General features: G+C 73.2%; 21 protein-coding genes. 9 read left to right on the top strand and 12 right to left on the bottom strand.

Annotated features, from left to right (window positions below; all coding sequences use genetic code 11):
• Positions 1–225: 225 nt before the first annotated feature.
• Positions 226–393: a helix-turn-helix domain-containing protein gene (locus tag ABD823_RS09890; protein ID WP_344858084.1), complete on the top strand. Its 168-nt coding sequence runs from the start codon at positions 226–228 to the stop codon at positions 391–393.
• On the top strand, positions 390–1328 hold the full coding sequence (locus tag ABD823_RS09885) for a helix-turn-helix domain-containing protein (RefSeq protein ID WP_344858082.1): 939 nt from the start codon (positions 390–392) through the stop codon (positions 1326–1328). The genes ABD823_RS09890 and ABD823_RS09885 overlap by 4 nt, the downstream gene beginning before the upstream one ends.
• A gap of 48 nt (positions 1329–1376) precedes the next feature.
• On the opposite strand, the gene ABD823_RS09880 is transcribed toward ABD823_RS09885, so the two are convergent.
• The 4 genes from ABD823_RS09880 to ABD823_RS09865 all read right to left on the bottom strand — a co-directional run bounded on the left by ABD823_RS09880 (position 1377) and on the right by ABD823_RS09865 (position 5067).
• A complete protein-coding gene (locus ABD823_RS09880; RefSeq protein ID WP_344858080.1) occupies positions 1377–1598 on the bottom strand; it encodes a hypothetical protein in 222 nt (73 codons plus the stop codon).
• Between the two features lie 108 nt (positions 1599–1706).
• Positions 1707–2444 (bottom strand): succinate dehydrogenase/fumarate reductase iron-sulfur subunit, encoded by a 738-nt coding sequence (locus ABD823_RS09875; RefSeq protein WP_344858077.1) that lies wholly within the window; start codon positions 2442–2444, stop codon positions 1707–1709.
• Positions 2441–4369: a fumarate reductase/succinate dehydrogenase flavoprotein subunit gene (locus ABD823_RS09870; RefSeq protein WP_344858075.1), complete on the bottom strand. Its 1929-nt coding sequence runs from the start codon at positions 4367–4369 to the stop codon at positions 2441–2443. Before ABD823_RS09870 ends, ABD823_RS09875 begins: the two co-directional genes overlap by 4 nt.
• On the bottom strand, positions 4366–5067 hold the full coding sequence (locus tag ABD823_RS09865) for a succinate dehydrogenase cytochrome b subunit (RefSeq protein WP_344858074.1): 702 nt from the start codon (positions 5065–5067) through the stop codon (positions 4366–4368). Before ABD823_RS09865 ends, ABD823_RS09870 begins: the two co-directional genes overlap by 4 nt.
• Positions 5068–5379: 312 nt before the next feature.
• Between ABD823_RS09865 and ABD823_RS09860 the strand changes: the two genes are divergently transcribed.
• From ABD823_RS09860 to ABD823_RS09830, 7 genes are all read left to right on the top strand, one after another.
• Complete coding sequence (locus ABD823_RS09860) at positions 5380–6321, top strand: LysR family transcriptional regulator (RefSeq protein ID WP_344858072.1); 942 nt, start codon at positions 5380–5382, stop codon at positions 6319–6321.
• A 91-nt stretch (positions 6322–6412) separates the two neighbouring features.
• A complete protein-coding gene (locus tag ABD823_RS09855; RefSeq protein WP_344858070.1) occupies positions 6413–7570 on the top strand; it encodes a PP2C family protein-serine/threonine phosphatase in 1158 nt (385 codons plus the stop codon).
• Positions 7571–7572: 2 nt separating this feature from the next.
• Positions 7573–9177 (top strand): sensor histidine kinase, encoded by a 1605-nt coding sequence (locus ABD823_RS09850; protein WP_344858069.1) that lies wholly within the window; start codon positions 7573–7575, stop codon positions 9175–9177.
• A complete protein-coding gene (locus ABD823_RS09845) occupies positions 9170–9610 on the top strand; it encodes a response regulator (protein WP_344858067.1) in 441 nt (146 codons plus the stop codon). Before ABD823_RS09850 ends, ABD823_RS09845 begins: the two co-directional genes overlap by 8 nt.
• A 218-nt stretch (positions 9611–9828) precedes the next feature.
• Positions 9829–10614, top strand: coding sequence for a hypothetical protein (locus ABD823_RS09840; RefSeq protein WP_344858065.1), 786 nt, complete (start codon positions 9829–9831; stop codon positions 10612–10614).
• Between the two features lie 9 nt (positions 10615–10623).
• Positions 10624–12549, top strand: coding sequence for a fumarate reductase/succinate dehydrogenase flavoprotein subunit (locus tag ABD823_RS09835; protein WP_344858063.1), 1926 nt, complete (start codon positions 10624–10626; stop codon positions 12547–12549).
• Between the two features lie 4 nt (positions 12550–12553).
• The gene (locus ABD823_RS09830; RefSeq protein WP_344858062.1) at positions 12554–13318 is read left to right on the top strand and encodes a succinate dehydrogenase/fumarate reductase iron-sulfur subunit; all 765 of its coding nucleotides are present in this window, start codon (positions 12554–12556) and stop codon (positions 13316–13318) included.
• 159 nt (positions 13319–13477) lie between these two features.
• On the opposite strand, the gene ABD823_RS09825 is transcribed toward ABD823_RS09830, so the two are convergent.
• The 8 genes from ABD823_RS09825 to ABD823_RS09790 all read right to left on the bottom strand — a co-directional run.
• Positions 13478–15061, bottom strand: coding sequence for a hypothetical protein (locus ABD823_RS09825; RefSeq protein WP_344858060.1), 1584 nt, complete (start codon positions 15059–15061; stop codon positions 13478–13480).
• 71 nt (positions 15062–15132) lie between these two features.
• Positions 15133–15726 (bottom strand): hypothetical protein, encoded by a 594-nt coding sequence (locus ABD823_RS09820; protein WP_344858058.1) that lies wholly within the window; start codon positions 15724–15726, stop codon positions 15133–15135.
• A 997-nt stretch (positions 15727–16723) separates the two neighbouring features.
• Positions 16724–17140 carry a (deoxy)nucleoside triphosphate pyrophosphohydrolase gene (locus ABD823_RS09815; RefSeq protein ID WP_344858056.1) on the bottom strand — a complete coding sequence of 139 codons (417 nt, stop codon included), beginning with the start codon at positions 17138–17140 and terminating at the stop codon, positions 16724–16726.
• A gap of 70 nt (positions 17141–17210) precedes the next feature.
• The gene (locus ABD823_RS09810; protein ID WP_344858055.1) at positions 17211–18299 is read right to left on the bottom strand and encodes a C40 family peptidase; all 1089 of its coding nucleotides are present in this window, start codon (positions 18297–18299) and stop codon (positions 17211–17213) included.
• Positions 18296–18979: a hypothetical protein gene (locus ABD823_RS09805; RefSeq protein ID WP_344858053.1), complete on the bottom strand. Its 684-nt coding sequence runs from the start codon at positions 18977–18979 to the stop codon at positions 18296–18298. The genes ABD823_RS09810 and ABD823_RS09805 overlap by 4 nt, the downstream gene beginning before the upstream one ends.
• Positions 18980–18985: 6 nt before the next feature.
• Positions 18986–21379, bottom strand: coding sequence for a type IV secretion system protein (locus tag ABD823_RS09800; RefSeq protein WP_344858051.1), 2394 nt, complete (start codon positions 21377–21379; stop codon positions 18986–18988).
• Positions 21380–21459: 80 nt separating this feature from the next.
• Positions 21460–23952, bottom strand: a complete 2493-nt coding sequence (locus ABD823_RS09795; RefSeq protein ID WP_344858049.1) for an ATP-binding protein — start codon at positions 23950–23952, stop codon at positions 21460–21462.
• Positions 23953–24021: 69 nt separating this feature from the next.
• Positions 24022–25845, bottom strand: a 1824-nt coding sequence (locus ABD823_RS09790; protein WP_486352081.1) for a MinD/ParA family ATP-binding protein, incomplete at its 5' end; no start/stop codon positions are given.

Below are 25845 nucleotides of genomic sequence, written 5' to 3'. Positions count from 1 at the left end.
ACTGCTGCGGCCTCTCTCCCCCGCCTCTCCCCTGGAGGCGGCGGCCGCCCGCGCCCCCTGCGCACCCGGTGGCGGCGCGTCCGGCGGGCGGGCGGGCCGCCGCGGCGGCTTCGGCCTCCCGGGCCTCAGCGGGCACGTCGAGGCCATGGGCGGCGCCCTGCGCGCGGCGGCCGTGCCCGGCGGCTGGTCCCTGTCGGCCCGCATCCCTCTGGCACGATGATCGGCGTGCCCATCCGCATCCTCATCGCCGACGACCAGGAGGGCATCCGCAGCGCCTTCCGCCTCGTGCTCGACGCCCAGCCGGACATGACCGTGATCGCCGAGGCCGCCGACGGCCTGTCGGCGATCGGGGTTGAACCTCCAGTGACTGGAGATCCGAGGATCGTCTCGTGAACGACCGCGCCGAGCCGCTGTCCATCGGGCAGCTCTCCCGCCGCACCGGCCTGCCGGTGCGGACCATCCGCTTCTGGTCCGACAGCGGCCTGCTGGAGCCGGCCCGCCGCTCGGCCGGCGGCCACCGGCTCTACGACGCCGAGGCGGTGGCCCGCCTGGAGCTGATCCAGACCCTGCGCGAGCTGGGACTGGGGCTGGAGACGGTCCGGCGGGTCCTGCACCGGCAGGTGACGGTGTCCGAGGTCGCCCGCACGCACGCCGACGCCCTGGACGTGGAGATCCGCGCCCTGCGGCTGCGCCGCGCGGTGCTGCGGTCGGTCGCCCGGCGTGCAAGCACCACCGAGGAGATGAGACTCATGCACGAACTCGCCCGGCTGTCCGCACGGGAGCGGCAGCGCATGATCGACGACTTCGTCGACCGCGCCTTCGAAGGACTCGATCCGGAGGCCCCGGGGGCCTACATCGCCCAGGCGATGCGCCTGATGCCCGCCGAGCTGCCGGCCGACCCCTCCGCCGAGCAGGTCGACGCCTGGATCGAGCTCGCCGAGCTCGTCTCCGACGAGGGGTTCCTGCGGCGGGTGCGCCGGATGGTGCTGCTCGCCATGGACGAGGACTTCCAGCGGCGGATGCGGCAGGAGATGAAGTCGCCCCCCGGGGGCTACGACCACGACAAGATCATGGAGCACGCCGGCGGCGCGCTCGCGGCGGGCGTCGCCCCCGACTCCCCCGAGGGCAGGCGGGTCCTGGACCGGATCGTCGACCCGGCGCTCCCGGCTGGGGAGCGCCTCCGGATCGCCGACACGCTGGAGGCGTTCACCGACCGGCGGGTGGAGCGGTACTGGCAGCTGATGGTCGTGCTCAACGGCCGCCCGCCGTTCCCCCCGATGGCCCCCGCCTGCGAGTGGTTCACCGCCGCCCTGCGCGCGCACCTCTGACGCGGCCGTGCCGTACGGCCCCGCACGCCCCGGCCACGGCGCGGGCGGCTAGTTCTTGACCCAGACCGCGGCGTAGACCACGCCCTGGCCCGGGACATACTCGCCGTCGACGCTGACCGGGTAGTAGCCCTGCCTGCCGTAGGTCTTGTGCTTGGCGTCCAGCTGCGACCGGGTCAGCCCGTGGTAGGCCCGCCAAAGGGCGGGCCCGGAAAGGGCGGAGAAAAGCGCGGGCCGTACCTCCCCACGAAGGTACGGCCCGCGCCCGCTCACGCCGCCTCCCGACCGCCCGGGCCGGCAGGCCGCCCGCGACCGGCCCGTCGCGCCCGTTCGCGCGCGGACCGGCTCCCCGGGCAGGAAGGGAGCATACGCCCCCTGCGGCTACTTCGACGCCTTGAGGTAGTCGCGGTTCATCCGGGCGATGGTCTCCAGCGGGATGCCCTTGGGGCAGACCGCGGTGCACTCGCCGGTGTTGGTGCAGCCGCCGAAGCCCTCGGCGTCCATCTGCTCCACCATGGCCCTGGCGCGGGAGTCGCGCTCGGGCTGGCCCTGCGGGAGCAGGGACAGGTGGGTGATCTTGGCCGCGGTGAAGAGGGAGGCCGAGCCGTTCGGGCAGGCCGCGACGCAGGCGCCGCAGCCGATGCAGGTGGCCGCGTCGAACGCCGCGTCGGCGTCGGCCTTCTTCACCGGGACGCTGTGGGCGTCCGGGGCCGAACCGGCGGGCACGGAGATGAAGCCGCCCGCCTGGATGATCCGGTCGAACGCCGAGCGGTCCACGACCAGGTCCTTCACCACCGGGAACGGCGCGGCGCGCCACGGCTCGATGGTGATGACCGCGTCGTCCTCGAAGTGCCGCATGTGCAGCTGGCAGGTGGTGGTGGCCACCTGCTCGCCGTGCGCGACACCGTTGATCACCATGCCGCACATGCCGCAGATGCCCTCGCGGCAGTCGTGGTCGAAGGCGATCGGGTCGTCGCCCTCCAGGATGAGCTTCTCGTTGAGCACGTCGAGCATCTCCAGGAAGGACATGTCCGGGGACACGTCCTCGACCCGGTAGGTGACCATGCGGCCCTTGTCCTCCGGCCCCTTCTGGCGCCAGACCTTGAGTGTGAGGTTCACTTGTAGCTCCGCTGGGTCATCTTGACGTACTCGTACTCCAGGGCTTCCTTGTGCAGGATCGGCCCCTGCTCACCGTGCTCCCAGGCCGCGACGTAGGCGAAGTTCTCGTCGTCGCGCAGCGCCTCGCCGTCGGCGTCCTGCGACTCGGCGCGGAAGTGGCCGCCGCAGGACTCGGTGCGGTGCAGGGCGTCGATGCACATCAGCTCGGCCAGGTCGAAGAAGTCCGCGACCCGGCCGGCCCGCTCCAGCACCTGGTTGAGCTCCTCGGCGGTGCCGGTCACCTTCACGTTCTGCCAGAACTCCTCGCGCAGCTCCGGGATCCGCTCCAGCGCCTTGCGCAGCGACTCCTCGGTGCGCTCCATGCCGCAGTAGTCCCACATGAGCTTGCCCAGCTCGCGGTGGAAGGAGTCGGGGGTGCGGTTGCCGTCGACCGAGAGCAGCTTCTCGATCTTGGTGCGGACCGCGGTCTCGGCCTCGGCCACCGCCGCCTCGTCGACCTCCCCGTAGGGGCCGTTCGCGAGGTAGTCGCCGATCGTGGTCGGGAGCACGAAGTAGCCGTCGGCCAGGCCCTGCATCAGCGCGGACGCGCCGAGGCGGTTGGCGCCGTGGTCGGAGAAGTTCGCCTCGCCGATCACGAACAGGCCGGGGATCGTGGACTGCAGGTCGTAGTCCACCCACAGGCCGCCCATCGTGTAGTGCACGGCGGGGTAGATGCGCATCGGCCGGGTGTAGGGGTCCTCGCCGGTGATGCGCTCGTACATCTCGAAGAGGTTGCCGTACTTCTTCTCCACCGCGTCGCGGCCGAGCCGCCTGATCGCGTCGGCGAAGTCGAGGTAGACGCCGAGCCCGCCGGGGCCGACGCCGCGGCCCTCGTCGCAGACGTTCTTGGCCGCCCGGGAGGCGATGTCGCGCGGGACCAGGTTGCCGAAGGCGGGGTAGATGCGCTCCAGGTAGTAGTCGCGCTCCTCCTCCGGGATGTCGGCGGGCTCGCGCGTGTCGCCGGCCTTCTTCGGCACCCAGACGCGGCCGTCGTTGCGCAGCGACTCCGACATCAGGGTCAGCTTGGACTGGTAGTCGCCGCTGACCGGGATGCAGGTCGGGTGGATCTGGGTGTAGCACGGGTTGGCGAAGTACGCGCCGCGCCGGTGCGCCCGCCAGATCGCCGTGGTGTTGCAGCCCTTGGCGTTGGTGGACAGGAAGAACACGTTGCCGTAGCCGCCGGTGGCCAGCACGACCGCGTCGGCGAGGTGCCGCTCGATCTCACCGGTCACCATGTCGCGGACGATGACGCCGCGCGCCCGGCCGTCGCTCACGATCAGGTCGAGCATCTCGTGGCGGGTGTGCATCTTGACGGTCCCGGCCGCGATCTGCCGCTCCAGCGCCTGGTAGGCGCCGAGCAGCAGCTGCTGGCCCGTCTGGCCGCGGGCGTAGAAGGTCCGGGAGACCTGGGCGCCGCCGAAGGAGCGGGTGTCGAGCAGGCCGCCGTACTCGCGGGCGAACGGCACGCCCTGCGCCACGGCCTGGTCGATGATGTTCACGCTGACCTGGGCCAGGCGGTAGACGTTCGACTCGCGGGCGCGGAAGTCGCCGCCCTTGACGGTGTCGTAGAACAGCCGGTAGATCGAGTCGCCGTCGCCGCGGTAGTTCTTGGCCGCGTTGATGCCGCCCTGCGCCGCGATCGAGTGCGCGCGCCGGGGCGAGTCCTGGTAGCAGAACGAGGTGACGTTGTAGCCGAGCTCACCGAGGGTCGCGGCGGCCGAGCCGCCGGCCAGGCCGGTGCCGACCACGATGATGTGCATCTTGCGCTTGTTGGCCGGATTGACCAGCTTGGCGCTGAACTTCCGCTTCTCCCAGCGGTCCTCGATCGGGCCGTCCGGCGCCTTGGTGTCGCGGATCGGCTCGCCCTCGGTGTACAGCTCACTCACTTGACCGCTCCGATCATGATCGAGAAGGGGACCACCAGGAAGCCGACGACCAGCACCGCGGAGATCACCGCGGCCGTCGCCCGCAGCGGGCGGTAGCTGCGCCCGCTCGCCAGGCCCAGCGTCTGGAAGGCGCTCCACAGGCCGTGCCGCAGGTGCAGGCCGACCATCACGACGGAGACGGCGTAGAAGAGCGTGACCCACCAGCGCTCGGGGGCGAAGCCCTGGACCATGCGCTCGTACGGCGTGCCGTCCCAACCGGCCGGGTTCACCGTGCCGAAGGTCAGGTCGAGCAGGTGCCAGATCACGAACAGCGCGATGGTGACGCCGCCCCAGCGCATGATGTGCGCGACGTAGCCGTTCGCCTGCGACCTGCGCTTGGCCGCGTACTTGACCGGGCGGGCCCGGCCCGCCCGGCGGGCCAGCGTGATCGCCGCCCACATGTGCAGCACGACGCTGACGGCCAGCACGACCTCGATGACGGTCAGCACGGTCCGGTAGGGGACCGCGGGCTCGCCCATGGTGCGCAGGAACTCGGCGTAGGCGTTGTACGACTCCGCGCCCGAATAGATCTTGAGGTTGCCTGCCATGTGCAGGACGAGATAGATCACGAGAACGGCGCCGGTGACGGCCATCACGGCCTTCCTCCCGTTGGAGGAGGCGAGGAACCCGGGCTTGCGGCCGGGCGTCGCGGGCGTCACTGGCTTGGCTGGGGGGGCAACCGGCGCGGTGGACCTTCCGCGCCCATCAATGGCAGTCACAGCCCTGACGCTAAGAAAAGGACTTTGGTCACGTCCAAGTCATCATGGGCGTGGTTTCCATAGCCTCCGGCTATTGCGTCTGGATTCCCGGGGCTCCCGTGCTGACACGGTGTCATCAAGTGCGAGCAATCTCACACCTTTCATCACGACCCCGTTTCGCTCCCGACATCGGCATGTTATAAGGCAGCGCGCCCGCCCCCGCAGGAGGGCCGGGCGAAGCCCGCGATCAGGGCATCCCTACGCTAGGGAAGCGTGCAGCTCCAGCAACTGGCCTACTTCGTGGCGGTCGCCGAGGCCCGGCACTTCACCCAGGCAGCCGAGCGGATGCGCGTCGCACAGCCGTCGCTGAGCAAGCAGATCAAGGCTCTGGAGGCCGAGCTCGGCGCGCCGCTGTTCAGCCGCGCCCGGGGGAACGTCACCCTCACCCCCGCCGGCGAGGCGCTGCTGCCGCTGGCCCGTCGCATGCTCGCCGACGCCGAGACCGCGCGGCGGGAGATCGGCGAGCTGGCCGGGCTCCGCCGGGGCCGGGTGCGGCTGGGCGCCACCCCCTCCCTGTGCGCCGGGCTGATGGCCGACGCGCTGGCCCGCTTCCACCGCGCCTACCCCGGCATCGAGCTGCTGGTGGAGGAGGGCGGCTCCCGCGACCTGGTCCGCGCCCTGGCCCGCGGCCAGCTCGACCTGGCGCTCATCATCCTGCCGCTGCAGAGCGACGACCCCGCCCTGGTCACCGAGGAGATCCTGCGGGAGAACCTGGTCGTCGTCTCCCCCTCGGCCTCGCGCCCGCGCCGGCCGTACGTGCGGATCGAGGACCTGCGGGGACGGCCGATGGTGATGTTCCGGCGCGGCTACGACCTGCGGGAGGCCACGCTCAACGCGTGCCGCCAGGCGGGCTTCGAGCCGCGCTTCGCCGTGGAGGGCGGGGAGATGGACGCCGTGCTCCGCTTCGTGGAGGCGGGCCTGGGCATCGCGCTCGTCCCCTCGATGGTGCTGGACGGCCGGCCCGGCCTGACCGGCACGCCGCTCGCCCCGCCCGGGCTCCGCCGCACCGTCGCCCTCGCCCACCGCAAGGACGTCGAACCCACCCGCGCGGCCCAGGCGTTCCGCGCGACCCTGCTGTTCTTCCTCGCCGAGGCCGCCCACGACGGCAGCCTCCCCCCGGGGGTCGAGCTCCTCGGAGCGGGCCAGGCCCCCTGAAACCCGTGTGATTCGATCACGTATCCGCATCATCGAGGTCGCGGCACTATTCTCATAGGGTTAACGGATCCCCCGACCCGAAGAGGCGTCAGTGACCGCCCCTCCCAACGAAACACTCACGCTCCTCCTGATCGAGGACGACGCGGGTGACGCCTTCCTCGTGGAGGAGCTGCTCAGCGAGGCCGAGAACCCCCCGAAGATCATCTGGGTGCGCAGCCTCGCGGAGAGCCTGGTCCGGCTGACCGACGAGGTCAGATGCGTGCTCGTCGACCTCTCCCTGCCGGACGCCAGCGGTCTGGAGGCGCTCCAGCAGGTGCTCGCGATGGCCCCGCACGCCGCCGTGCTCGTGCTGACCGGCCTCAACGACTCCCACGTGGGGGTGGAGGCGGTCTCCGCCGGGGCCCAGGACTTCCTCGTCAAGCAGGACATCGACGCCCGCCTGCTGATCCGCGCCGTCCGCTACGCCATGGAGCGCAAGCGCGCCGACATGGCCCAGCGCAAGCTGGTCGAGGCCGAGCTCGTCACCAAGGAGAACTCCCGCCTGGAGCACGGCCTGCTGCCCGTCCCCGTGCTGCGGGACGGCGGCCTCCGCCACGAGTCGCGCTATCTGCCGGGCCGCCAGCGCACCCTGCTGGCCGGCGACTTCTGGGACACCGTGCAGAGACCCGACGGATCCGTGCACGTGGTGGTCGGCGACGTCTGCGGGCACGGCCCGGACGAGGCCGCGCTCGGGGTCTCGCTCCGCATCGCCTGGCGGACCCTGGTCCTGGCCGGGCACACCGGCAACGACGTGCTGCACACGCTCGACTCGGTGCTCCGCCTCGAACGCAAGTCCGCGGAGATCTTCACCACCCTGTGCACGATGACCGTGGACCCCGCGTTCTCCCACGCCCGCCTGCACGTCGTCGGCCACCCGCCGCCCGTGCTGATCCGCGACGGCGTGGTGGAGGTCGTGCCGGGCACCCCCTCCGGGCCGCCGCTGGGCATCTTCCCCGACGTGGACTGGGCCCCCATCGACGTGCCGCTCGGCCGCGACTGGTCCGTCCTGCTCTACACCGACGGCCTGATCGAGGCCACCGTCGGGGGCGGCCCCGACCTGCTCGGCACCGAGGGGCTGCTCCGGCTGATCCGCGAGCAGGGCGGCATCCACCTCGACCGGCTCATCGAACGGGTCATCGAGCTGAACGAGGAGGCTCTCACCGACGACCTGGCCACCGTGCTCGTCGCCGGGACCGCGCGGAGCACCTGACGGTGGGCGACCTCACCCGGCCGCGACCGCTCTCCGCCCCCGCCGCGAGCGGCGCCGGCCGCCTGCCGGTGGGCCGCTGGTTCCTGATCGCCGGTGCGGCCGCCGCCCTGTCCTTCGCCTCCGGGATCGCGGTCACGGCCGGCTCGGTCGCCGCGACCAGCGAGGCCCGGGAGACGCTCGTCGAGGTCGTCGACCCCGCCGCCCTGCGCGTGCTGGAGCTGTCCGGGGCGCTCACCGCGCAGACGAGCGCGGCGCGCGCGTACGCGAGCACCGGCGACGAGGACCACCGCGGCGACTACCGCGACGCGGTCGCCACGGAGCACGCGGCCCTGGCCGCGCTCGAACGCCTGATCCCCCGGATACCCGAGAGCCAGGCGGTCCGCGCCGAGCTCGGCACGCTCAGGGCCGCGGCCGAGACCTGGCGCCGGGAGTACGGCGACGCGGTCACGGCCGGCCCGCCGTCCGAGGAGGACGCCTCCGCCGCGGAGCGCGCGCGGGCCGGCACCGAGCGCTTCCGCGCGGTCCAGTCCTCGCTGGCCGCGCTCCGCGACCACCTCACCGCCCTGCACACGGACGCCACCGACCGGCTGGAGCGGGGCTGGCGGATGCTCTACGCCGCGCTCGGCGCGATGGCCGCCGTGCTGGTCCTGACCGGGGTCGGCTTCACGCTCATCGTCCGCCACGCCGTACTGCGGCCGGTGGCCACGCTCACCGCGCAGGTCCGGGCCGTCGCCCAGGGCGACTTCGAGCACCGGCTGCACGTCGAGCGCCCGGCCGAGCTGGCGGAGCTCTCCGGCCACGTCGACGCGATGCGCCGCCGCATCGTCGCGGAGTGGCGGCGGACCACCCGGGCGCAGGAGAAGCTCCAGGAGCAGGCCGCCGAGCTGCGGCGCTCCAACGCCGAGCTGGAGCAGTTCGCCTACGTGGCCAGCCACGACCTGCAGGAGCCGCTGCGCAAGGTGGCCAGTTTCAGCCAGCTGCTGGAGCAGCGCTACGGCGACCGCCTGGACGAGCAGGGCAGGCGGTACATCTCCTTCGCGGTGGACGGCGCCAAGCGCATGCAGGCGCTCATCAGCGACCTGCTCGACTTATCCCGGGCCGGCCGGGCCGGCGGCGAGCGCGTCCCCCTGGACAGCGCCGTGCCGCTGGCGGAGGCGCTGGAGAACCTCTCGGCGCAGATCGAGGAGACCGGCGCGACGGTGACCCGCGACGAGCTGCCCGTGGTGCTCGGCAACCGCGCCCAGCTCATCCAGCTCTTCCAGAACCTCGTCGGCAACGCGCTCAAGTTCCGCTCCGAGGAGGCCCCCCGGGTGCACATCGGGGCCCGCCGGGACGGGGACATGTGGGAGTTCTCCTGCGCCGACAACGGGATCGGCATCGAGGACAAGTACACCGACCGGATCTTCCTGATCTTCCAGCGGCTGCACGGCCGCGACGCCTACCAGGGCACCGGGATCGGACTGGCGCTCTGCAAGAAGATCGTCGAATACCATGGCGGGCGGATCTGGGTGGACAACGGCGCCCCGGACGGCGGGCGCGCGGAGGCCTCCCCCCGGCGCGGGACGACGTTCCGCTGGACCCTTCCTGCAGGAGACGCACATGAATGAGTTCCGCTGGATCGACGTGCTGCTGGTCGAGGACGACCCGGGCGACATCCTGCTGACCAAGGAGGCGTTCGAGCTCAACAAGGTCAGGAACAAGCTGCACGTCGTCAACGACGGCGAGCAGGCCATGGCCTTCCTGCGCCGCGAGGGCGAGTACGCCGACGCGCCCCGGCCCGACCTGATCCTGCTCGACCTCAACCTGCCCCGCAAGGACGGCCGCGAGGTGCTCCAGGACATCAAGAGCGACGGCGACCTGCGCCGCATCCCGGTCGTCGTGCTGACCACCTCCGAGGCGGAGGAGGACATCCTGCGCAGCTACAACCTGCACGCCAACGCCTACGTCTCCAAGCCCGTGGACTTCGACCAGTTCATCAACGTGGTCCGCCGGATCGACGACTTCTTCGTGACCGTGGTGAAGCTGCCGTCCACCGACTGAGCGTCGCACCCCGTCAGGCCGGAGTGACGGGAATCACACTTCCACCGTGAAAATGTGAGTGATGCTTCTCACACAATTCCCGGGTCCCGTCGTAACGTATCCCCCACCGACAGGCGCGCGCCCGTAAGAGTCGCCGCGGCGGCTCGGCGCGCGCGGCCACAACTGAAACGACCCGGACCCCCGGCGGGCAGGGTCCGCGGGAGGTGGAGGCGTCTCCGATGACCCAGACAACGGCCGACAGCCCGGCCAGAAGGCAGCGCGCGCAGCTCCGGGAGCGCACCCTGAGGACCGACCAGTGGTGGCGGTATCCACTGGTCACCTTCCTCATCTTCACGGCGTTCCTCGTCTACAGCTTCTGGGCGATCTTCGACATGGACTACTTCGTGTCGCCCTACCACGCGCCGTTCACGTCCCCGTGCCTGGCGACGAGCTGCCCGGAAGAGGCCCGCCTGTTCGGCTGGGCGCCGTTCGGCGACTGGTACACCCTGCCGCCGGGCTTCCTCATCCTGGCCCTGCCCGCCGGATTCCGCTTCACCTGCTACTACTACCGCAAGGCGTACTACCGGGGCTTCTGGCTGTCCCCTCCGGCGTGCGCCGTGGGCGAGCCGCACGGCAAGTACACCGGTGAGTCCCGCTTCCCGCTCATCCTGCAGAACGTCCACCGCTACTTCTTCTACGCCGCGATCGTGATCGGCCTGATCCTCAGCTACGACGCGGTCAAGGCCCTCGTCGCCAAGCCGAACGGGCTCGGCTCGTGGATCCTGGTCGTCAACGCGGTCCTGATCGTCACCTACACGCTCTCGTGCCACTCCTGCCGGCACATCACCGCCGGGCGGCTGAACCACTTCTCCCGGCACCCGCTCCGGTACAAGGCGTGGACCTTCGTCTCCAAGCTCAACGCCAAGCACCAGGAGCTGGCGCTGGCCTCCATGTTCTCGGTCATGGGCGCCGACCTCTACGTACGGCTGGTCGCCAAGGGCATCGTCGCCTTCCCGTTCGCGTAAGGATCACCTGTGGAAATCGAGCGTCACGAATACGACGTCGTCGTCATCGGCGCCGGCGGAGCGGGCCTGCGGGCGGCCATCGAGGCCCGGCAGCAGGGCAAGCGCACCGCGATCGTCTGCAAGTCGCTGTTCGGCAAGGCCCACACCGTCATGGCGGAGGGCGGCGCGGCCGCGGCCATGGGCAACGTCAACAGCGCCGACAACTGGATGGTGCACTTCCGCGACACCATGCGCGGCGGCAAGTTCCTCAACAACTGGCGGATGGCCGAGCTGCACGCCAAGGAGGCCCCCGACCGGGTCTGGGAGCTGGAGGCCTGGGGCGCGCTGTTCGACCGCACCAAGGACGGGAAGATCAGCCAGCGCAACTTCGGCGGCCACGAGTACCCGCGCCTGGCCCACGTCGGCGACCGCACCGGCCTGGAGATGATCCGCACCCTGCAGCAGCGCGTGGTCGCGCTCCAGCAGGAGGACGAACGGCTGCACGGCGACCCCGAGGCGTACATCAAGGTCTTCGCCGAGTGCACGATCACCCGCCTGCTGAAGGACGACGGCCCGGCCCACGGCCCGCACGGCGCGATCGCCGGCGCCTTCGGCTACCGCCGGGAGAACGGCCGGCTGCTGCTGTTCGAGGCCCCGGCGGTCGTGCTGGCCACCGGCGGCATCGGCAAGTCCTACGTGGTCACCTCCAACTCCTGGGAGTACACCGGGGACGGCCACGCGCTGGCGCTGCTGGCCGGGGCGAAGCTGATCAACATGGAGTTCATCCAGTTCCACCCGACCGGGATGGTCTGGCCGCCGTCCGTGCGCGGCATCCTCGTCACCGAGTCCGTCCGCGGCGACGGCGGCGTGCTGCGCAACTCCGAGGGCCGGCGCTTCATGTTCGACTACATCCCCGAGGTCTTCAAGAAGCAGTACGCCACGACGGAGGAGGAGGCCGACCGCTGGTACACCGACCAGGCCAACAACCGGCGCCCTCCGGAGCTGCTCCCCCGCGACGAGGTGGCCCGCGCCATCAACGCCGAGGTGAAGGCCGGACGCGGCTCACCGCAGGGCGGCGTCTTCCTGGACGTGTCCACCCGGCTGCCCGCCGAGGAGATCGTCAGGCGGCTGCCGTCGATGCACCACCAGTTCAAGGAGCTGGCGGACGTCGACATCACCGCCGAGCCGATGCAGGTCGGCCCGACCTGCCACTACGTCATGGGCGGGGTCGAGGTCGACGCGGACACCGGCGCGGCCTCCGTCCCCGGCCTGTTCGCGGCGGGCGAGGTCTCCGGCGGCATGCACGGTTCCAACCGGCTCGGCGGCAACTCGCTCTCCGACCTGCTGGTGTTCGGCCGCCGGGCGGGCGCCGGCGCCGCCGCGTACGTGGAGCGGCTGGCTGACCGGTCGGCGGCCCGGCCCGCGGTCCGCAGGGAGGCGGTGGCCGCGGCGCAGGCCGAGGCGCTGGCCCCGCTGGAGCGCTCGGGCGAGAACCCCTACGAGGTCCACCACGAGCTGCAGCGCACGATGAACGACCTGGTCGGCATCATCCGCAAGGCCGGGGAGATCTCCGAGGCGCTGGAGGCGGTCCAGAAGCTCAAGGAGCGGGCGCGCAACGTCGGGGCGCCGGGCGGCCGGATCTACAACCCCGGCTGGCACCTCGCCCTCGACCTGCGCAACATGCTCCTGGTCTCGGAGTGCGTGGCCAGGGCCGCCCTGATGCGCGAGGAGAGCCGCGGCGGCCACACCCGCGACGACTTCCCCTCCATGTCGCCCGAGTGGCGGCGCAAGCTCCTGGTCTGCGGTGCCTCCGAGGACGGCTCGACGGTGACCGTCGAGGAGAGGATCCAGCCGCAGATGCGCGACGACCTGCTCACGCTGTTCGACCGAGGCGAGCTGGAGAAGTACATGACCGCAGAAGAACTGGCCGACTTCGACTCGCTGGTCAAGGAGTGAGGCCATGAGCTACAAGGCGAAGTTCCGCGTCTGGCGGGGCGAGGGCGGCGAGGGCAGGCTGGAGGACTTCACCGTCGAGGTGAACGAGGGCGAGGTCGTCCTCGACATCATCCACCGGCTCCAGGCCACCCAGGCCCCCGACCTGGCCGTCCGCTGGAACTGCAAGGCCGGCAAGTGCGGCTCCTGCTCGATGGAGATCAACGGCAAGCCCCGGCTGGGCTGCATGACCCGGATGTCCACCTTCGCGGAGGACGAGACGATCACCGTGACGCCCATGCGGACCTTCCCGGTGATCAAGGACCTGGTCACGGACGTGTCGTTCAACTACACCAAGGCCCGCGAGATCCCGTCCTTCACGCCCCCGGCCGACGTGAAGCCGGGCGAGTACCGCATGCAGCAGATCGACGTCGAGCGGGGCCAGGAGTTCCGCAAGTGCATCGAGTGCTTCATGTGCAACAACGTCTGCCACGTGATCCGCGACCACGAGGAGAACAAGCCGGCCTTCGCCGGCCCCCGGTTCCTGATGCGGATCGCCGAGCTGGACATGCACCCCTACGACACGGTCGACCGCCGGGACGCGGCCCAGGACGAGCACGGCCTCGGCTACTGCAACATCACCAAGTGCTGCACCGAGGTCTGCCCCGAGCACATCAAGATCACCGACAACGCGCTGATCCCGATGAAGGAGCGCGTCGCCGACCGCAGGTACGACCCCTTGGTCTGGCTGGGCAACAAGATCTTCAAGCGTTCCGACGCGAAGAAGAGCTGACGCTCCCGCGGTCCTTCCCCGACGGCCGGTCCCGTCCCCGCGTGACCGGCCGTTCCCATGTGAGCGCCCGGTCCGCGCGTGACCGGCCGTTCCCGCGTGAGCACCCGGTCCGCGCGTGACCGGCCGGGGTACGGGGTCCGGCCCGCCGCCCGCGGCGGCTTATCCGCGGCGGAAGAGGCCGCGCTTCTTCTTCGCCGCCTCCTGTCCCGGCAGGGGGTAGACCGCCGTGCCGCCGGGCCCCTCAGGCGGGGGCGGCGCCCCGGGACCGGCCGGGGCCGGCCCGCCGGCCAGGGCGGGGTCCTGCGGGAACCTGCCCGCCGGCGGCTGCTCGTGGAGCGCCGGGTCGCCCGGGAAGGAGGCGCCGGAGCGTCCGGCCGGATCGGGCGGGAGCATCCCCGAGGGGGCCTGCTCCGCGGCGGGACCCGGCGGAACCGGGCCGGACGGGTCGCGGGGTCCGGGCCCCTGCGGGAGCGGGGCCTGCACGGTCGGCTCCTGCGCGGGCGGGATCGGCGGGAGCGGGGCCTGCACGGTGGTGTCCTCCGCGGCCGCGCCCTGCGGAGCCGTCCCCTGAGCGGGCGTGAACCACGAGCCGTCCGGAGCGGTCGCGGGCTCCCGCGCGGGCGGGCCCGCGGGAAAACCCTCACGGGATCCGGCCGGGAACTCCCCGTGGGGCGCGGCACCGGGCGGCGCCTGCTCCTGGAACGCCTGCTCCTGGAACGCCTGGCCCGCGGCCGGCGGCCCGTAGGGGGGCTGCCCGTACCCGGGCGCGGCCGCCGGGTCGTAGGGGGGCTGCCCGTACCCGGGCGCGGCCGCCGGGTCGTACGGCTGCGCGTACGGCCCGGCCGCGTACGCCTCGGGGTAGGCCGGGGCGTACATCTGCATCGGGACGAGGCTGATGATCGGGGCGTAGGCCGTGCTCCCCGGGTAGACCGCGTGCGGGAAGCCGGGGGCCGCGGCGTAGCCCGGGGCGTAGGCGGCGCCGGCGGGGTGGCCGCCCGGGGCCGCGGCGCGGGGACCGGCCCGGCGGACCGCGGCGGCGTGGGCCATGCGGCGCAGCCGCCCCTCGAAGATCAGGACGGCGAACAGCACGAGCAGCACGAGGATCAGCGCCGGGATGCCGAGCTGGCGGCTCAGCGTCGCCGGGCTCGCCCCGGAGCTGGCGTTGCGGATGTACGGCACGGTGGAGCCGGAGTCGGTGAAGGCGCTGCCGCTCGGCTCGGGCGACGCGGTCGGGATCGCCGTCGGGCTCTGCTCCGCCGTGGGGAACTGCGGTTCCTCCTCGGCGGGCTCCGCGGTCGGTGTCACCGGGGCGATCGGCTGCGAGGTCGGCACCTGGACCGGCTGCGACGGGGTCGGCGCGGCCGCCGTGGCCGTGGCCGTGGGGGTGGGCGTGGAGGTGGGGGTCTGGGACGGCGTCTTCGGGGGCACGGTCACCGTGGCGGTGACCGTCACCTGCCCCGTCGCGGTGGCCGTGGGCTTGGGCACGCTTCCGTCGGGGTTCGCGGTGACCGTCACGGTGACGACCGGGGTGGCCTCCTGCGCGGGCGGCTCGTCGCACGCGCCCCCGTCCTCGGAGGGATCGCAGCCGGGGAGCATGTCCGGGGGCTCGGCGAGGACCGCCCTGGTGGCCGCGGCGGCCTGGCCGGGCCCGGAGAACGAGACCGCGGCGAACACGACCACGCCGCTCAGCCCCAGCGACATGAGCACGGCCGAAACGGCGGCCGTGCGGCGGGATCTCGTCACCGGTGCCTCCGTGCACTCCCGGGCGACTCAGTCAAGGAAATACTAGCCGGGTAAAATTACCAGCAAAGTCGTCACCGTGACATCGCCCGATCGGCACGTTTCTGCTGCACTTTCGCCTGCAGCCAGAGCAGGCAGAGCAGCCCGCCGATCGCGACCGCCGCGGCGGGCAGCCCCCGCACCTCCACCTGCGGCTCCCGCTCCCGCACGATCTCGATCTCCCGGCTCCGGTTGTTCAGCTGCAGCGGCAGCGGCGCCCCCTGCGGCTGCTGGGACGCCACCGGGGAGGGCTCCGCCTCGGGCATCCGGACCCGCGGGGTGGGCCAGGAGACGGGCGGCTGCCGCGACGGGGTCGGCCAGGCGAACGACGGGACCGGCCACGGCCACACCAGAGTCGGGACGGGCGCGGGGGCCGGCGGCCTCCTGACCACCCCTCCGGGCCCGTGGCGGCCCGGGAGCACCCCGTCGGACCGCCGCGGCCTCTTGCGCGGCTTCTTCGGCGCCGCACCGTCCCGTCCGAGGGCACGCGGGCGTTCCAGGCCCCCCACCCCCTGCACGTCGTAGGGGACCTCGTACGGCCCGGGGTCGGGGACGGAACCGATCTCTCCCGCACCCGGGAGCACCTGCTCGGGGAGGCAGTCGTCCGGCTGCTGCCCGGCGCCCGTCATGGACGGAGCGGACACGGACGGGAACGGCGGCAGGGAGGGGACGAGCCCGCCGGGGGATCCGGGGGCGGGGGACTCCTCCGGATCCGGGATGACGGCCCGAGCGCCGCCTGCGTCCCGCCTCCCGCCCGCGTCCCACCTCCCGCCTGCGTCCCACCTCCCGCCCGCGTCCCGCCTGCCGCCCGCGTCCCGACCCCGGGCCTTCCCGCCGTCCCGGGCGTCCTCCCCGCCGTGCGCGCCCCCGCCGCTCCGGAGGTCCTTCCCGCTGTACGGCTCCCCCGTTTCCCGCTCCTCCTCGTTCCTGGGGTCCTCGCCCTTCAGGTCCGCCCTGTCCTCCTCGTCCTCCGCGCCCCCTCCGCCGTGGGCTCCCCCGACGCCTCCGACCTCCGGCCCGTCGCACCCGTCCCGGCCACTCTCATCATCCGGCTCGCCGTATCCGTCCCAATGGTCCCCATCGCCCGACTTGCCGTATCCGTCACGATCGCCAGACCCGCTGTACTCGTCCCGGTCGTCCGGTCCGCCGCCCCCGGCGTCCCAACCGTCCCGGTCGCCCGGCCCGCCGTACCCGTCCCGGCCGTCCCCCGGGTCCCCGATCCCGGCGCCCCCCTCTCCGGACGGCACCGGCCGTTGCGGGGACGGGCCGGTCCGGGGGGACTGCTTCTTGGCGGGCTTCTTGAAGGGCGGCTCGGCGGGCGGCCGGAACGGGACGGGCGGCACAGGTGTGATCGGCGTGACCGGCGGAACCGGCGGAACCGGCACCACGGACGGCAGAGGGCCGGTCGCCCCGGTCAGGTCGAGAGGAGACGTGTCGGACTCGGGCTCGAACGCGTGCACCGCCAGCCAGCCGCCCGGCAGGAACACCCCCGTCCCGAGGGCCGACACCATCACGGCACGCTTCCACCATCTTCTGCACAGTACGGTCACCGCGCGTCTCCGATCCCCGACGTGAACGCATGACGACAACACGCTCTGTAGCAGTTATGTCACGATGAGCTATGTTTCAATCACCGTGACGCGGCGCCCGCACGTCATCCCCGCCGAGCAGCTTCCGCACCGCCCGCACGATCGGCAGGTCTGCGGGCAGCCAGGTCACGTCCTCCAGCTCGCCCGGGGCCAGCCAGCGCAGCTCCCGGTGCTCCCTGGCCTCCGGCTCCCCCGCCACGATCGCCGCCAGCCAGACCCGGAGCACGGAGTCCGCGCCCAGCGGCCAGTCGCCGCCCACCGGCTCCCCGACCTCGATCAGGACACCCAGCTCCTCCTGGCACTCCCGGACCAGCGCCGCGTGGTCGTCCTCCCCCGGATCGACCTTCCCTCCCGGGAACTCCCAGCCCCCGGCCAGCTCCGGCGGGTCGGCGCGCTGCGCGGCGAGCACCCGGCCCGCGCCGTCGACGATGGCGGCTCCTACGACGACCTTCATGGACCCCGATTCTGCTGGGTCCGCGGCACCGGCGGCGACAGCGCACGTCGCCGCGGGCCCGCGGCGGCCGTCAGCCCTGGGCGCGGAGCCTGAGCTGCTCCTGGACCGAGGGGTTCTGCAGGGGACGGGTGAATCCGACGATGCCGGTACGCGTCCGGTAGGAGGTGACCTTGATCGGGCCGCAGAGCCGGCACCGGGCCTCGACCATCTTCCCCGGCGAGACCACCATGCCGACGTGTCCGGGCCGGTCCGGTCCGGTGCCGGGCCCGGAGTTGAAGAAGACGAGGTCGCCCGGCTGCTCCTCCCCCTCGGGGATCCGCACCCCGAACGGCCACTGGCCGAACGTGGTGCGGGGGATGCTCAGGCCCGCGCTCCGGTAGGCCATGTAGACGATCCCCGAGCAGTCGAAGGCGTCCGGCCCCGTCCCGCCCCACAGGTACGGCTTGCCGCGCTGGGCCAGCGCGTACTCCAGGATCTGCGCCACCACGCCGTCGGGGGCCGCCTCGACCAGGTCCTCGTCGCACTCCTCGGCGGCCTCGGGCGGGACGGCGACCGCGCCGTCCGCGGCGTACCGCTCGGCGATCTCCATGACCTGGTCCACGTACCACCAGGCCCGGTTGTAGACGAACAGCGCCCGCCGCACCTCCTCCGGCGCCCCGTTCCGCTTGATCATCTTCGCCGCCCCGAGGATGGCGTCGGCCGGGTTGTAGACGTCGGCCCAGCCGTCGCCGTCGCCGTCGGAGGCGTAGCCGTTGAACTCCGAAGGGATCTTGATCTTCGCCTTGCCGCCCCAGGTGCTGATCAGGAACTGCATCGGCCCGGCCGCGCCGGCGTGGTTGGTGCCGCTGCGCACGCCGGGCAGCGTGGAGCGCCCGTGGTCGGTCTCCCGCTTGCCGATCCCGGCGAGCACGTTCCACTGCACGCCGACCTCCTCGGCGTGCTTCCGGTACAGCTCCAGGTACTCCGGCGGGATGTCCGACAGCGCCGTCTCGGACTGGCCGGACGCCTGCGCGGCGGCCTCCCCGCAGTCGGCGAGACCACCGCCGGTGATCGTCGGGAAGGTGCTCACCATCATCATCGGGGCCATGATCAGCGCGACCAGGCAGATCCCGGCCACGGCGAGGGCCAGCGCGACCCTGCCCCTTGCGCCGCCGTTCATCCGCTCTCGCCGGTCCCGGACGGCCGCTCGTCGCCCTCCTGGCCCTCGTCGGCCGGCTGCAGGTCATGGACCCGCCAGTCGGAGCCGACCGGGATGAGCGTGACGGCGTACTCGTGGGTCTCCTCCCGCGGCCCGCTCCGCGCGGTGATCCGCTCGGTGCAGGCGACGACGAACACCACGGAGGAGTCCTGGATCTGCCGGATCTCCTTCACCTCCGCCGTGCCCTCGGAGACCACCTCGTCGGCCCGGTTCGCCTCGGCGAACCCCGTCGACGTGCGGGCCCGCACCAGCACCTCGCCGAACTCCAGCGTCGCGTAGCCCCGCAACCGCTCCCCGTGGGCCGCCGGGTCCTCGTCGTGGCGGTAGGTGCCGTACTCGGCCGTGAAGCGCTCGGCGTAGTCCGCCGCCGCGGCGAGCTCCTGCTTGGTCATCGGCAGGTACGAGTAGACGTCGAAGGGGGCGTCGCTGGCCGTCGCGGACGGGCGCGGCGGCTCCGCGCTCACGCTCGGCCCCGGCGGGCCCGGAGACCCGGCCGAGGCGCGGCCGGCGCCCACCGGATCGGCCTCCGCCGCCCGGCCTCCGCCGGCCGTCTCCCACATCGTCAGGTAGATCCCGACCGCCGCGAGCAGCCCGACGAGAACCGCGAAGACCACTCCCCGGCGGCCACCGCTCTCCACCATCGCCCGCTACTCCTTGTCCGATCTGTCCGGCCCGGACGGGCGCAGCCAGAAGGGCCGGGGAGCCTCGTCCGCCTCCCGGCCCCGGTCGGAACGGCTCGGCAGCCAGAGCGGGGGCGCCTCGGACGGGCGGTCCGTGCTCCCGCTCCGCGCCGGACCGCCCGACGGGCCGCGGGAGCCGCCGAACAGACTCCCCCCGGACCCCGAGGAGGAGCCCCGGGAACCGCCGCCGAAGACGCTCCCGCCCGACCGGCCGCCCCCGCCGGAGGACCGGCCTCCCGAGGAGCCCCGGGAGGCGCCTCCGCCGCCCGAGGAACCGCGCGAGCCGCCGAACAGACTCCCCCCGGACCCCGAGGAGGAGCCCCGGGAACCGCCGCCGAAGACGCTCCCGCCCGACCGGCCGCCCCCGCCGGAGGACCGGCCTCCCGAGGAGCCCGAGCCGCCCCGGGACGCCCAGCCCCCGCCGGAGCGGCCGCCGAACCAGCCGCCTCCGGAGGACGGTCCACCGGACGACGACCCGCCGGACCCACCCGCCCTGGCCGGGGACGACCCCGCCGGCGTACGGCCGGTGGAGCCCGCGGGGCCGCCCGCCGTACGGTTGCCGGAGAGGTTGAGCGGGGGCGCCGCGCCGGAGCGGGCGGCGGCGACCGGACGGGCCGACGCGGCCCGCCGCCCGGCGGCCTTGCCCTCGGGGTCCAGCGGCGCGGGCTGCGCGGTGACCGGCACCCTGGCGCCCGAGGGGGTGCCCGCCGCGTCCTCCTGGCCCCTGACCCTGCCCTGGGCGCCCTGGACCACCGCCGCGGCCCCGCCGGCCCCCGCCCCGGCCGCGACCCCGGCCGCGTGCAGCAGCCGCTCCGCCTTGCGCATGCGCCACCTGCCGGCCCTGGCCGCCGAGACCGGCGGCAGCACGCCCGCCGCGCGCTGCAGGGTCGGCGCGGCGGCCGCCTCGCCCAGCATGCGGGTGGTGAGGGTGTGCCCGTCCATGGAGGCGAACAGGTGCTGGAACGGCCGCCGGTAGAAGAAGACCGCGATCGTCAGCAGCGCCATGAGCATGACCTGCATGCCCCACGGCATCGCGGTGGAGATGATCAGCGCGTAGCCGTACACCAGCACGCCCAGCACGAGCGCCAGCACCGCCTGCCTGAGCAGCGTGCCGATCAGCATCTCCACCCAGCGCATCGCGATGATCCGGCCGGAGCCCGGATGGACGCCGATGAGCAGGAAGACCGGCGCGAGGATGAGCAGCAGCAGAAACCCGATCTTGAGCGCCAGCAGCGAGACCGCGACCAGGAAGATCAGCACCCCGGCGACCACCGCGGCCATGAACGCGCCGATCGCGATGCCCAGCCGGTTCGTCCAGTCCTTGCCCTGGAAGAGGAAGTAGACCGGACTGGTCTTCAGGTACTTGGCCACCTCCTCCTCGTAGCGGGCCTGGTGCGCGCCCGAGTCCGGGGTCTGGGCGGCCTTCTGCTCGGCCAGGTCGATGGCCTGGATGTCGAGCATCTTGGCGCCCATGACCTTCACCACCGGGGCCTCGGGGTCGGCGGTGCCGAAGACGCCCATCAGCCACGGCTTGCAGACGAGGGTCGACCAGAGCGCGTCGGCGTTCTGCTCCACGCTCGGCGTGCCGGACCGGCCGTAGCCGCCCGCCTGCGCCTGCGGGGAGGTCTCCCCCTTGGCCGGCAGGCAGGAGGTGCCGCCGGCGCCCGGCAGGCCGGAGAACGCCGAGTTGACGACCTCGCCGGTCTTGTCGGTGACGATCTTGCCCACTCCGGTGAGGTCGCCGGGGCGGCTGAAGACCCAGACGGCGACGGTGACCGCCAGCACCATCCAGATGACGCCCTCGGCGGTCGTGGTCGCCCGCTTGCGGATGAGGCCGTACCAGGCCAGCCAGATGGCGCCGAGGATCACCACGGGCCGCAGGTACGGCCAGTACATCGCCTCGGACAGGTTGACCACGATGTCGTCGACGACGTTCTTGATCGACTCCAGCGGCCCCTCGCTGGCCGCCGCCTGGTAGGTGGTGATGGTCAGCCGGTCCAGCGCCTTGGCCCAGGAGAAGACCGTGTTGGCCCAGGCGTTGCCCAGCACCGCGGCGACGTCGTCGCAGCCCAGCTCGTGGGTGTGCCAGAACTGGCCGCTCATGCCGTAGGTGGCGTAGTTCGTCTGCGGAGCCGGCGCGGCCTGCGCCCCCTCCGTCGCCGGAGGCTTGACCAGGCCGTCCACGCCTCCGCCGACGACCTCGGGGGCCAGGTCGGGCGAGAGGTCGCAGGGGGCCGCCGCGGCGACGGAACCGCCGACCGGGAAGGCCAGCGGCAGAGCGGTGAACGCCACCACCGCCACCAGCACGACGGCGAGCCCGCGCCCCAGCCGGCGCCGCCCGCCGTCCGGCCGCCTGCGCACCGGCGACCACCGGGCGGGCGCCCGGCCGTCCCGGGGACACGCGGAGCGTCTCAGCCTCTCGTCTCTGCCGTCCGAGCCCTTCATGACCGCACCTCCAGCGCCGTCGCCCCCGGCCTGCCGACCCCGTCGCCCCCGGGTAGATCGTGCACGTTCTCACCGGGCTTGTCATGGGTCGGATTCGTGTCCAGCCACCGCAGCAGCTCACCGGAGACGAGATCCACCCCGATCCGGCCCGCCCGGCCGTCCAGGTCGCGGAAGACGCACTCGCCGTTGCCCAGCGAGCGCAGCACCGCCTTGTGCTCCTCGGAGGGGTCCACCCCGAGCAGCGCCATCACGTTCTCCACCTCGACCCGCTCGGTCGAGCGGAAGGCGAAGACCGACGACAGGCAGTTCGTCACCTGCTCGTTCAGCAGGTCGCCGGCGTTCTGCGAGACCAGCACCAGCGCGGTGTTGCGCGAGCGGCCCATCCGGCTCACCTCGGGCACCAGCTTGGCGCCCTCCGGCGTGGAGGTGATCGCCCACGCCTCGTCCAGGAAGATCGCCTTGGGGGTCCGCCGGTCCAGGCCGTTCATCAGGCCCCGGGCGAACTGCGCGACGAGGTACAGCAGGGCCACCGACAGGCGCTGCTCGTAGGAGTAGTCGTCGCGGCCGGTGGCCGCGTCCGGCAGGGTCAGCCCGCCGAGGGTGAAGACCGTGGTCCATCCCTCGGTGTCGATCTGGTCACCGCCGGAGGGGTCGAAGCAGAGCCGGGCCAGGTGCATCTCCGACATCGAGCGGAGCACCGCGCCCAGGTTCTTCGACGCCGCGTCCCCGGCCCGCTCCAGGAACTCCACGACCTTGCCGAGCGAGGGGTCGGGCCCGTTGGAGACGGCCGCGACCGCCTGGATCATCGCCGACTCGCGCTCCTCCGACATGCGCGGCAGCAGCAGCCGGAGCGTCTCGGTGGCCATCGTCTTCTTGGCCGCGAGGTCGTCGCCGAAGGAGAACGGGTCGAGCAGCCCGGGCGCGGCCGAGCCGAGCGGGATGATCCGCGCCTTGCGGCCCCGCTCCTGCAGCAGCCTGACCAGGGACTCGGCGTCGCCCTTGGGGTCGATCACCGCGACCGTCACGCCGCGCAGCGCCATCTGGTAGATCATCAGCAGCGCCAGCGTCGTCTTGCCGCCGCCCGGCTCACCGGTGATCGCGATGGCCGTCGGCCGGTTGCGGGCCGCCGCCACCAGCGGGTCGAAGTGCACGATGCTGCGGGCGCGGCCCAGGGTCTCGCCGATGTACGGCCCCACCCACCCGGCGTTCGTCTCGTCCACCCGGTCGCCCAGGTCCACGGTGGCCGTGGCCATGCCGCCCGCGATGGTCCGCAGCGGCTGCCGCTGGGCGTAGGCGTTGACCCGGACCCGCTCGCCCGGGAGCGCCTCGCAGAACAGCGAGAACTGGTCGCCGGTGGAGTTGACGATGTCGATGCCCATGTCGCGGTAGTGCTCGACGACCGCCTCGACCCGCTGCACGCAGATCTCCTCGGTGGGCGCCGACACGATCAGCCGGTGCCAGCCGTACACGAAGGGCAGGCGCTCCTTGGTGATGCCGTGCTCCAGCATGCGGGCCGCGTCGATCTGCTCGGCCAGCGCCAGCGGCGCCTCCGCGCCCGCCTCCCGGATGTGGATGTCCATGTCCCGGGCGTGGGCGAGCTTGCGCGCCACGTCCTTGCTGGCCTTGACCGGCGGGATCAGCCGCATCCGCGAGCTGATCTCCACCGGGAAGGGCAGCTGGTCGGCGAAGTGCATCCACGGCTCGCCGTCGGGGAACGGCATCAGGTCGGGGAACCGGGCGAAGGACAGGTGGGCGACGTAGGACTCGCCGTGCGTCTGCTCGATCCGCAGCAGCGACCTGCCGTTGTGGATCTGCCCCTCGACCAGCGACTCGATCTCCCCCCGGCCCCAGCGCCGCTTCGGGCTGGCCGAGGGCGGCGGGTCGCCCAGGGCTCCGGTCGCGGCGTGCTGGAACAGCCAGGCGATCTCGGTGGAGGTGGCGTGCCGGGCGTACAGCGCGCTGGCGGCCAGCGCCCGGCCGAGCCGCTCGGCCTGGTCGGTCCACTTGGCGATCTCCGACCTGGGCACGTGGTCGTCCTCGATGCCGAGGACCTTCTCGCTCCTCCGGTAGATCCCGAAGAGCTGGGAGAACGCCCCCTCGCCCAGCTGCCTGCCGCGCGCGCCGAGCCGTACGCCGAGGTAGACCTCCTTCGTCCAGAAGTCCTTGGCCCAGACGTGCCGGTACATCTCCTCCAGGTAGTCGCGCCAGCCCGGTCCCTCGTCCGAGGTGGCGTTGAGCGCCAGCGCCCACTCCGCGGCCGGGTAGGTGCGGTGCGCCACCCGCAGGTGCACCTCGGCGTCCGGCATGCGGATCGCGGCGAGGGCGATCGTGATGTTGGTGGCCAGCGCCTCCCGCTCCTCCGGGGTGACGAACTCGTAGCTCACGGTCGGCAGGCGGAAGTAGGCCCACGCGGAGGAGTCGGTCAGCAGGATCCGGTCGTCGAAGTACCGGACCGCGAGGCGGCTGCGCGCCCGCGACGCGCGACTCATGACTTCTCCTTCACCGGTCGCCGGGATCGTTCCTTCACGGGCACATCACGTCTTCTCGCGCCCCGGGGGTCACTGGGCCAGTTCCTCCTCGCTCGTCCTGGTCGTCCGTATCGCCGCGAGGCCGGCCACCACGACGCCGGCCAGTGCGAGGTAGGCCCGGCGGCCCGGCGCCCGCAGGTGGGACGGCTCCACCGTCTCGGACCTGCCGGGGGCCAGCTCGTCCTCCCAGGGCACCCGCACGATGGCACGGCACCGGCCGCGGGCGACCGACTCGGCCTGCTCCACGTCGGCCATGCTGCGCCGGCTCACCCCGTTGACGACCACGATCGCCCGCCGCCGCAGGTCGGCGCAGCCGTGCCCGTCGAGCCAGTCGTACGTCATCGCCACCGACTCGGCCCCGTCCTCGCTGGCCGGGACGACCATGACCAGCTGGTCGGCGTAGGGGACGACACGCGCGGCCAGCGCCGCGGCCGGGTCCACCACGACCAGCTTGTAGTGGCGCTCCAGCAGGTCCATCGCCTGGCCGAGCCGCCGGTCGGAGAAGAGCGCCCGGTCGGCCAGCCGCTGCTCGGCGCCGGCGTCGGTGTCGCCGCCCAGGACCTCCAGCCCGGATGCGCACCGGCTGGTGTAGGCGCGCATGCCCAGGTAGCCCTGGACCCCGTCCAGCCCGGCCAGCAGGGAGCTCAGCGTCTCGGGCGACTCGCCCTCGATCCGGCTGGACAGGGCGTGCGCCCCGGTGCTGGCGTCGACCGCCAGCACCCGGTCCTCCCGGTGGCGGGCGAGGGTGTGGCCGAGCATGAGCGCCGTCGTGGTCTGCCCCGCGCCGCCGGTGCAGCCCAGCACGACGACCCGGCGGCTGCCGGTGAAGGCGCCCCTGGCCCGCGCCTCGTCGATCTCCGAGCCGTCCGTACGGCCTCCGCCCGGTCCCATCACCACCTGGGCCAGGCGCCGCCAGCCGCCCTCGGAGTCGCGGCCGATGACCGACTCCACCCGGCGCACCTTCGCCTCGCCCTGCCCGGGCAGGCCCACCGGCGCCCCGGGGTCGGCGGGGGCGGGCCCGGCGGGCACGGCGCGGATCGAGACGCCGCCCGGCACGGCCGGCGGCCGCTCCGGCGGCCACACCTTCCGCTCGGCTCCGGGACGCGCGGGCTCGTCCGCCGTGGGCTCTCCCGCGCGCCTTGCCGTACGGTCCCCCGCCCGCTGGGTCCGCTCGGCCTGCTCGGCCGGTTCCGCCCGCTCGGCCCGCTCGGCCCGTTCGGCCCGTTCGGCCCGTTCTGCCCGTTCCGCCTGCTCGGTCCGTTCGGTCTGGTCGGTCCGTTCGGTCTGGTCGGCCGGCTCCGCCCGCTCGGCCTGCTCGGTCCGTTCGGTCTGGTCGGCCGGTTCCGCCCGCTCGGCCTGCTCGGTCCGTTCGGTCTGGTCGGTCCGTTCGGTCTGGTCGGCCGCCGGGACGGCCCGCGGCCCGATCGGGGCCGGCTCGACGAAGCGCGGCACGATGCGGGGTGCGGGCGGCCGCTCCCCCTGCTCGCCGGGCGCGGAGGGCACGGCAGGCCCGGCGGAGGCCGCGGGGGCGGCGCGCCCGGACGACTCGGCGCGTCCGGCCTCGGCCGCGGCGGCCAGCCTGCGCAGACGACGCAGGGCCTCGGTGTCGATCGGGGTGACCGGGGCCCGCCGCTCCTCGGCGGGGGCCCGACCGCCCCCGGGCGCGGAGGCGGCCTCCTCCGGGGGGACCGGCGCGCCCGGAGCACCGGCGGTATCCGGCGGGACCGGGACGGCAGGAGCAGCCGGGGCGGCCGCCGTGTGCGAAGCGGCCGGGGCCTCCGGAACCGCGGGAGCCTCCGGAAGGTCCGGCGCACCGGGCGGGGCCGCCGGGGCGGCGTCCGCGACCCGGGGGGG

The sequence above is a fragment of the Planomonospora alba genome, from assembly GCF_039534085.1.
Lineage (GTDB): Bacteria > Actinomycetota > Actinomycetes > Streptosporangiales > Streptosporangiaceae > Planomonospora_B > Planomonospora_B alba.
The sequence above is the reverse complement of the archived record's forward strand: the minus strand, read 5'-3'. Positions and strand labels throughout refer to the sequence as shown.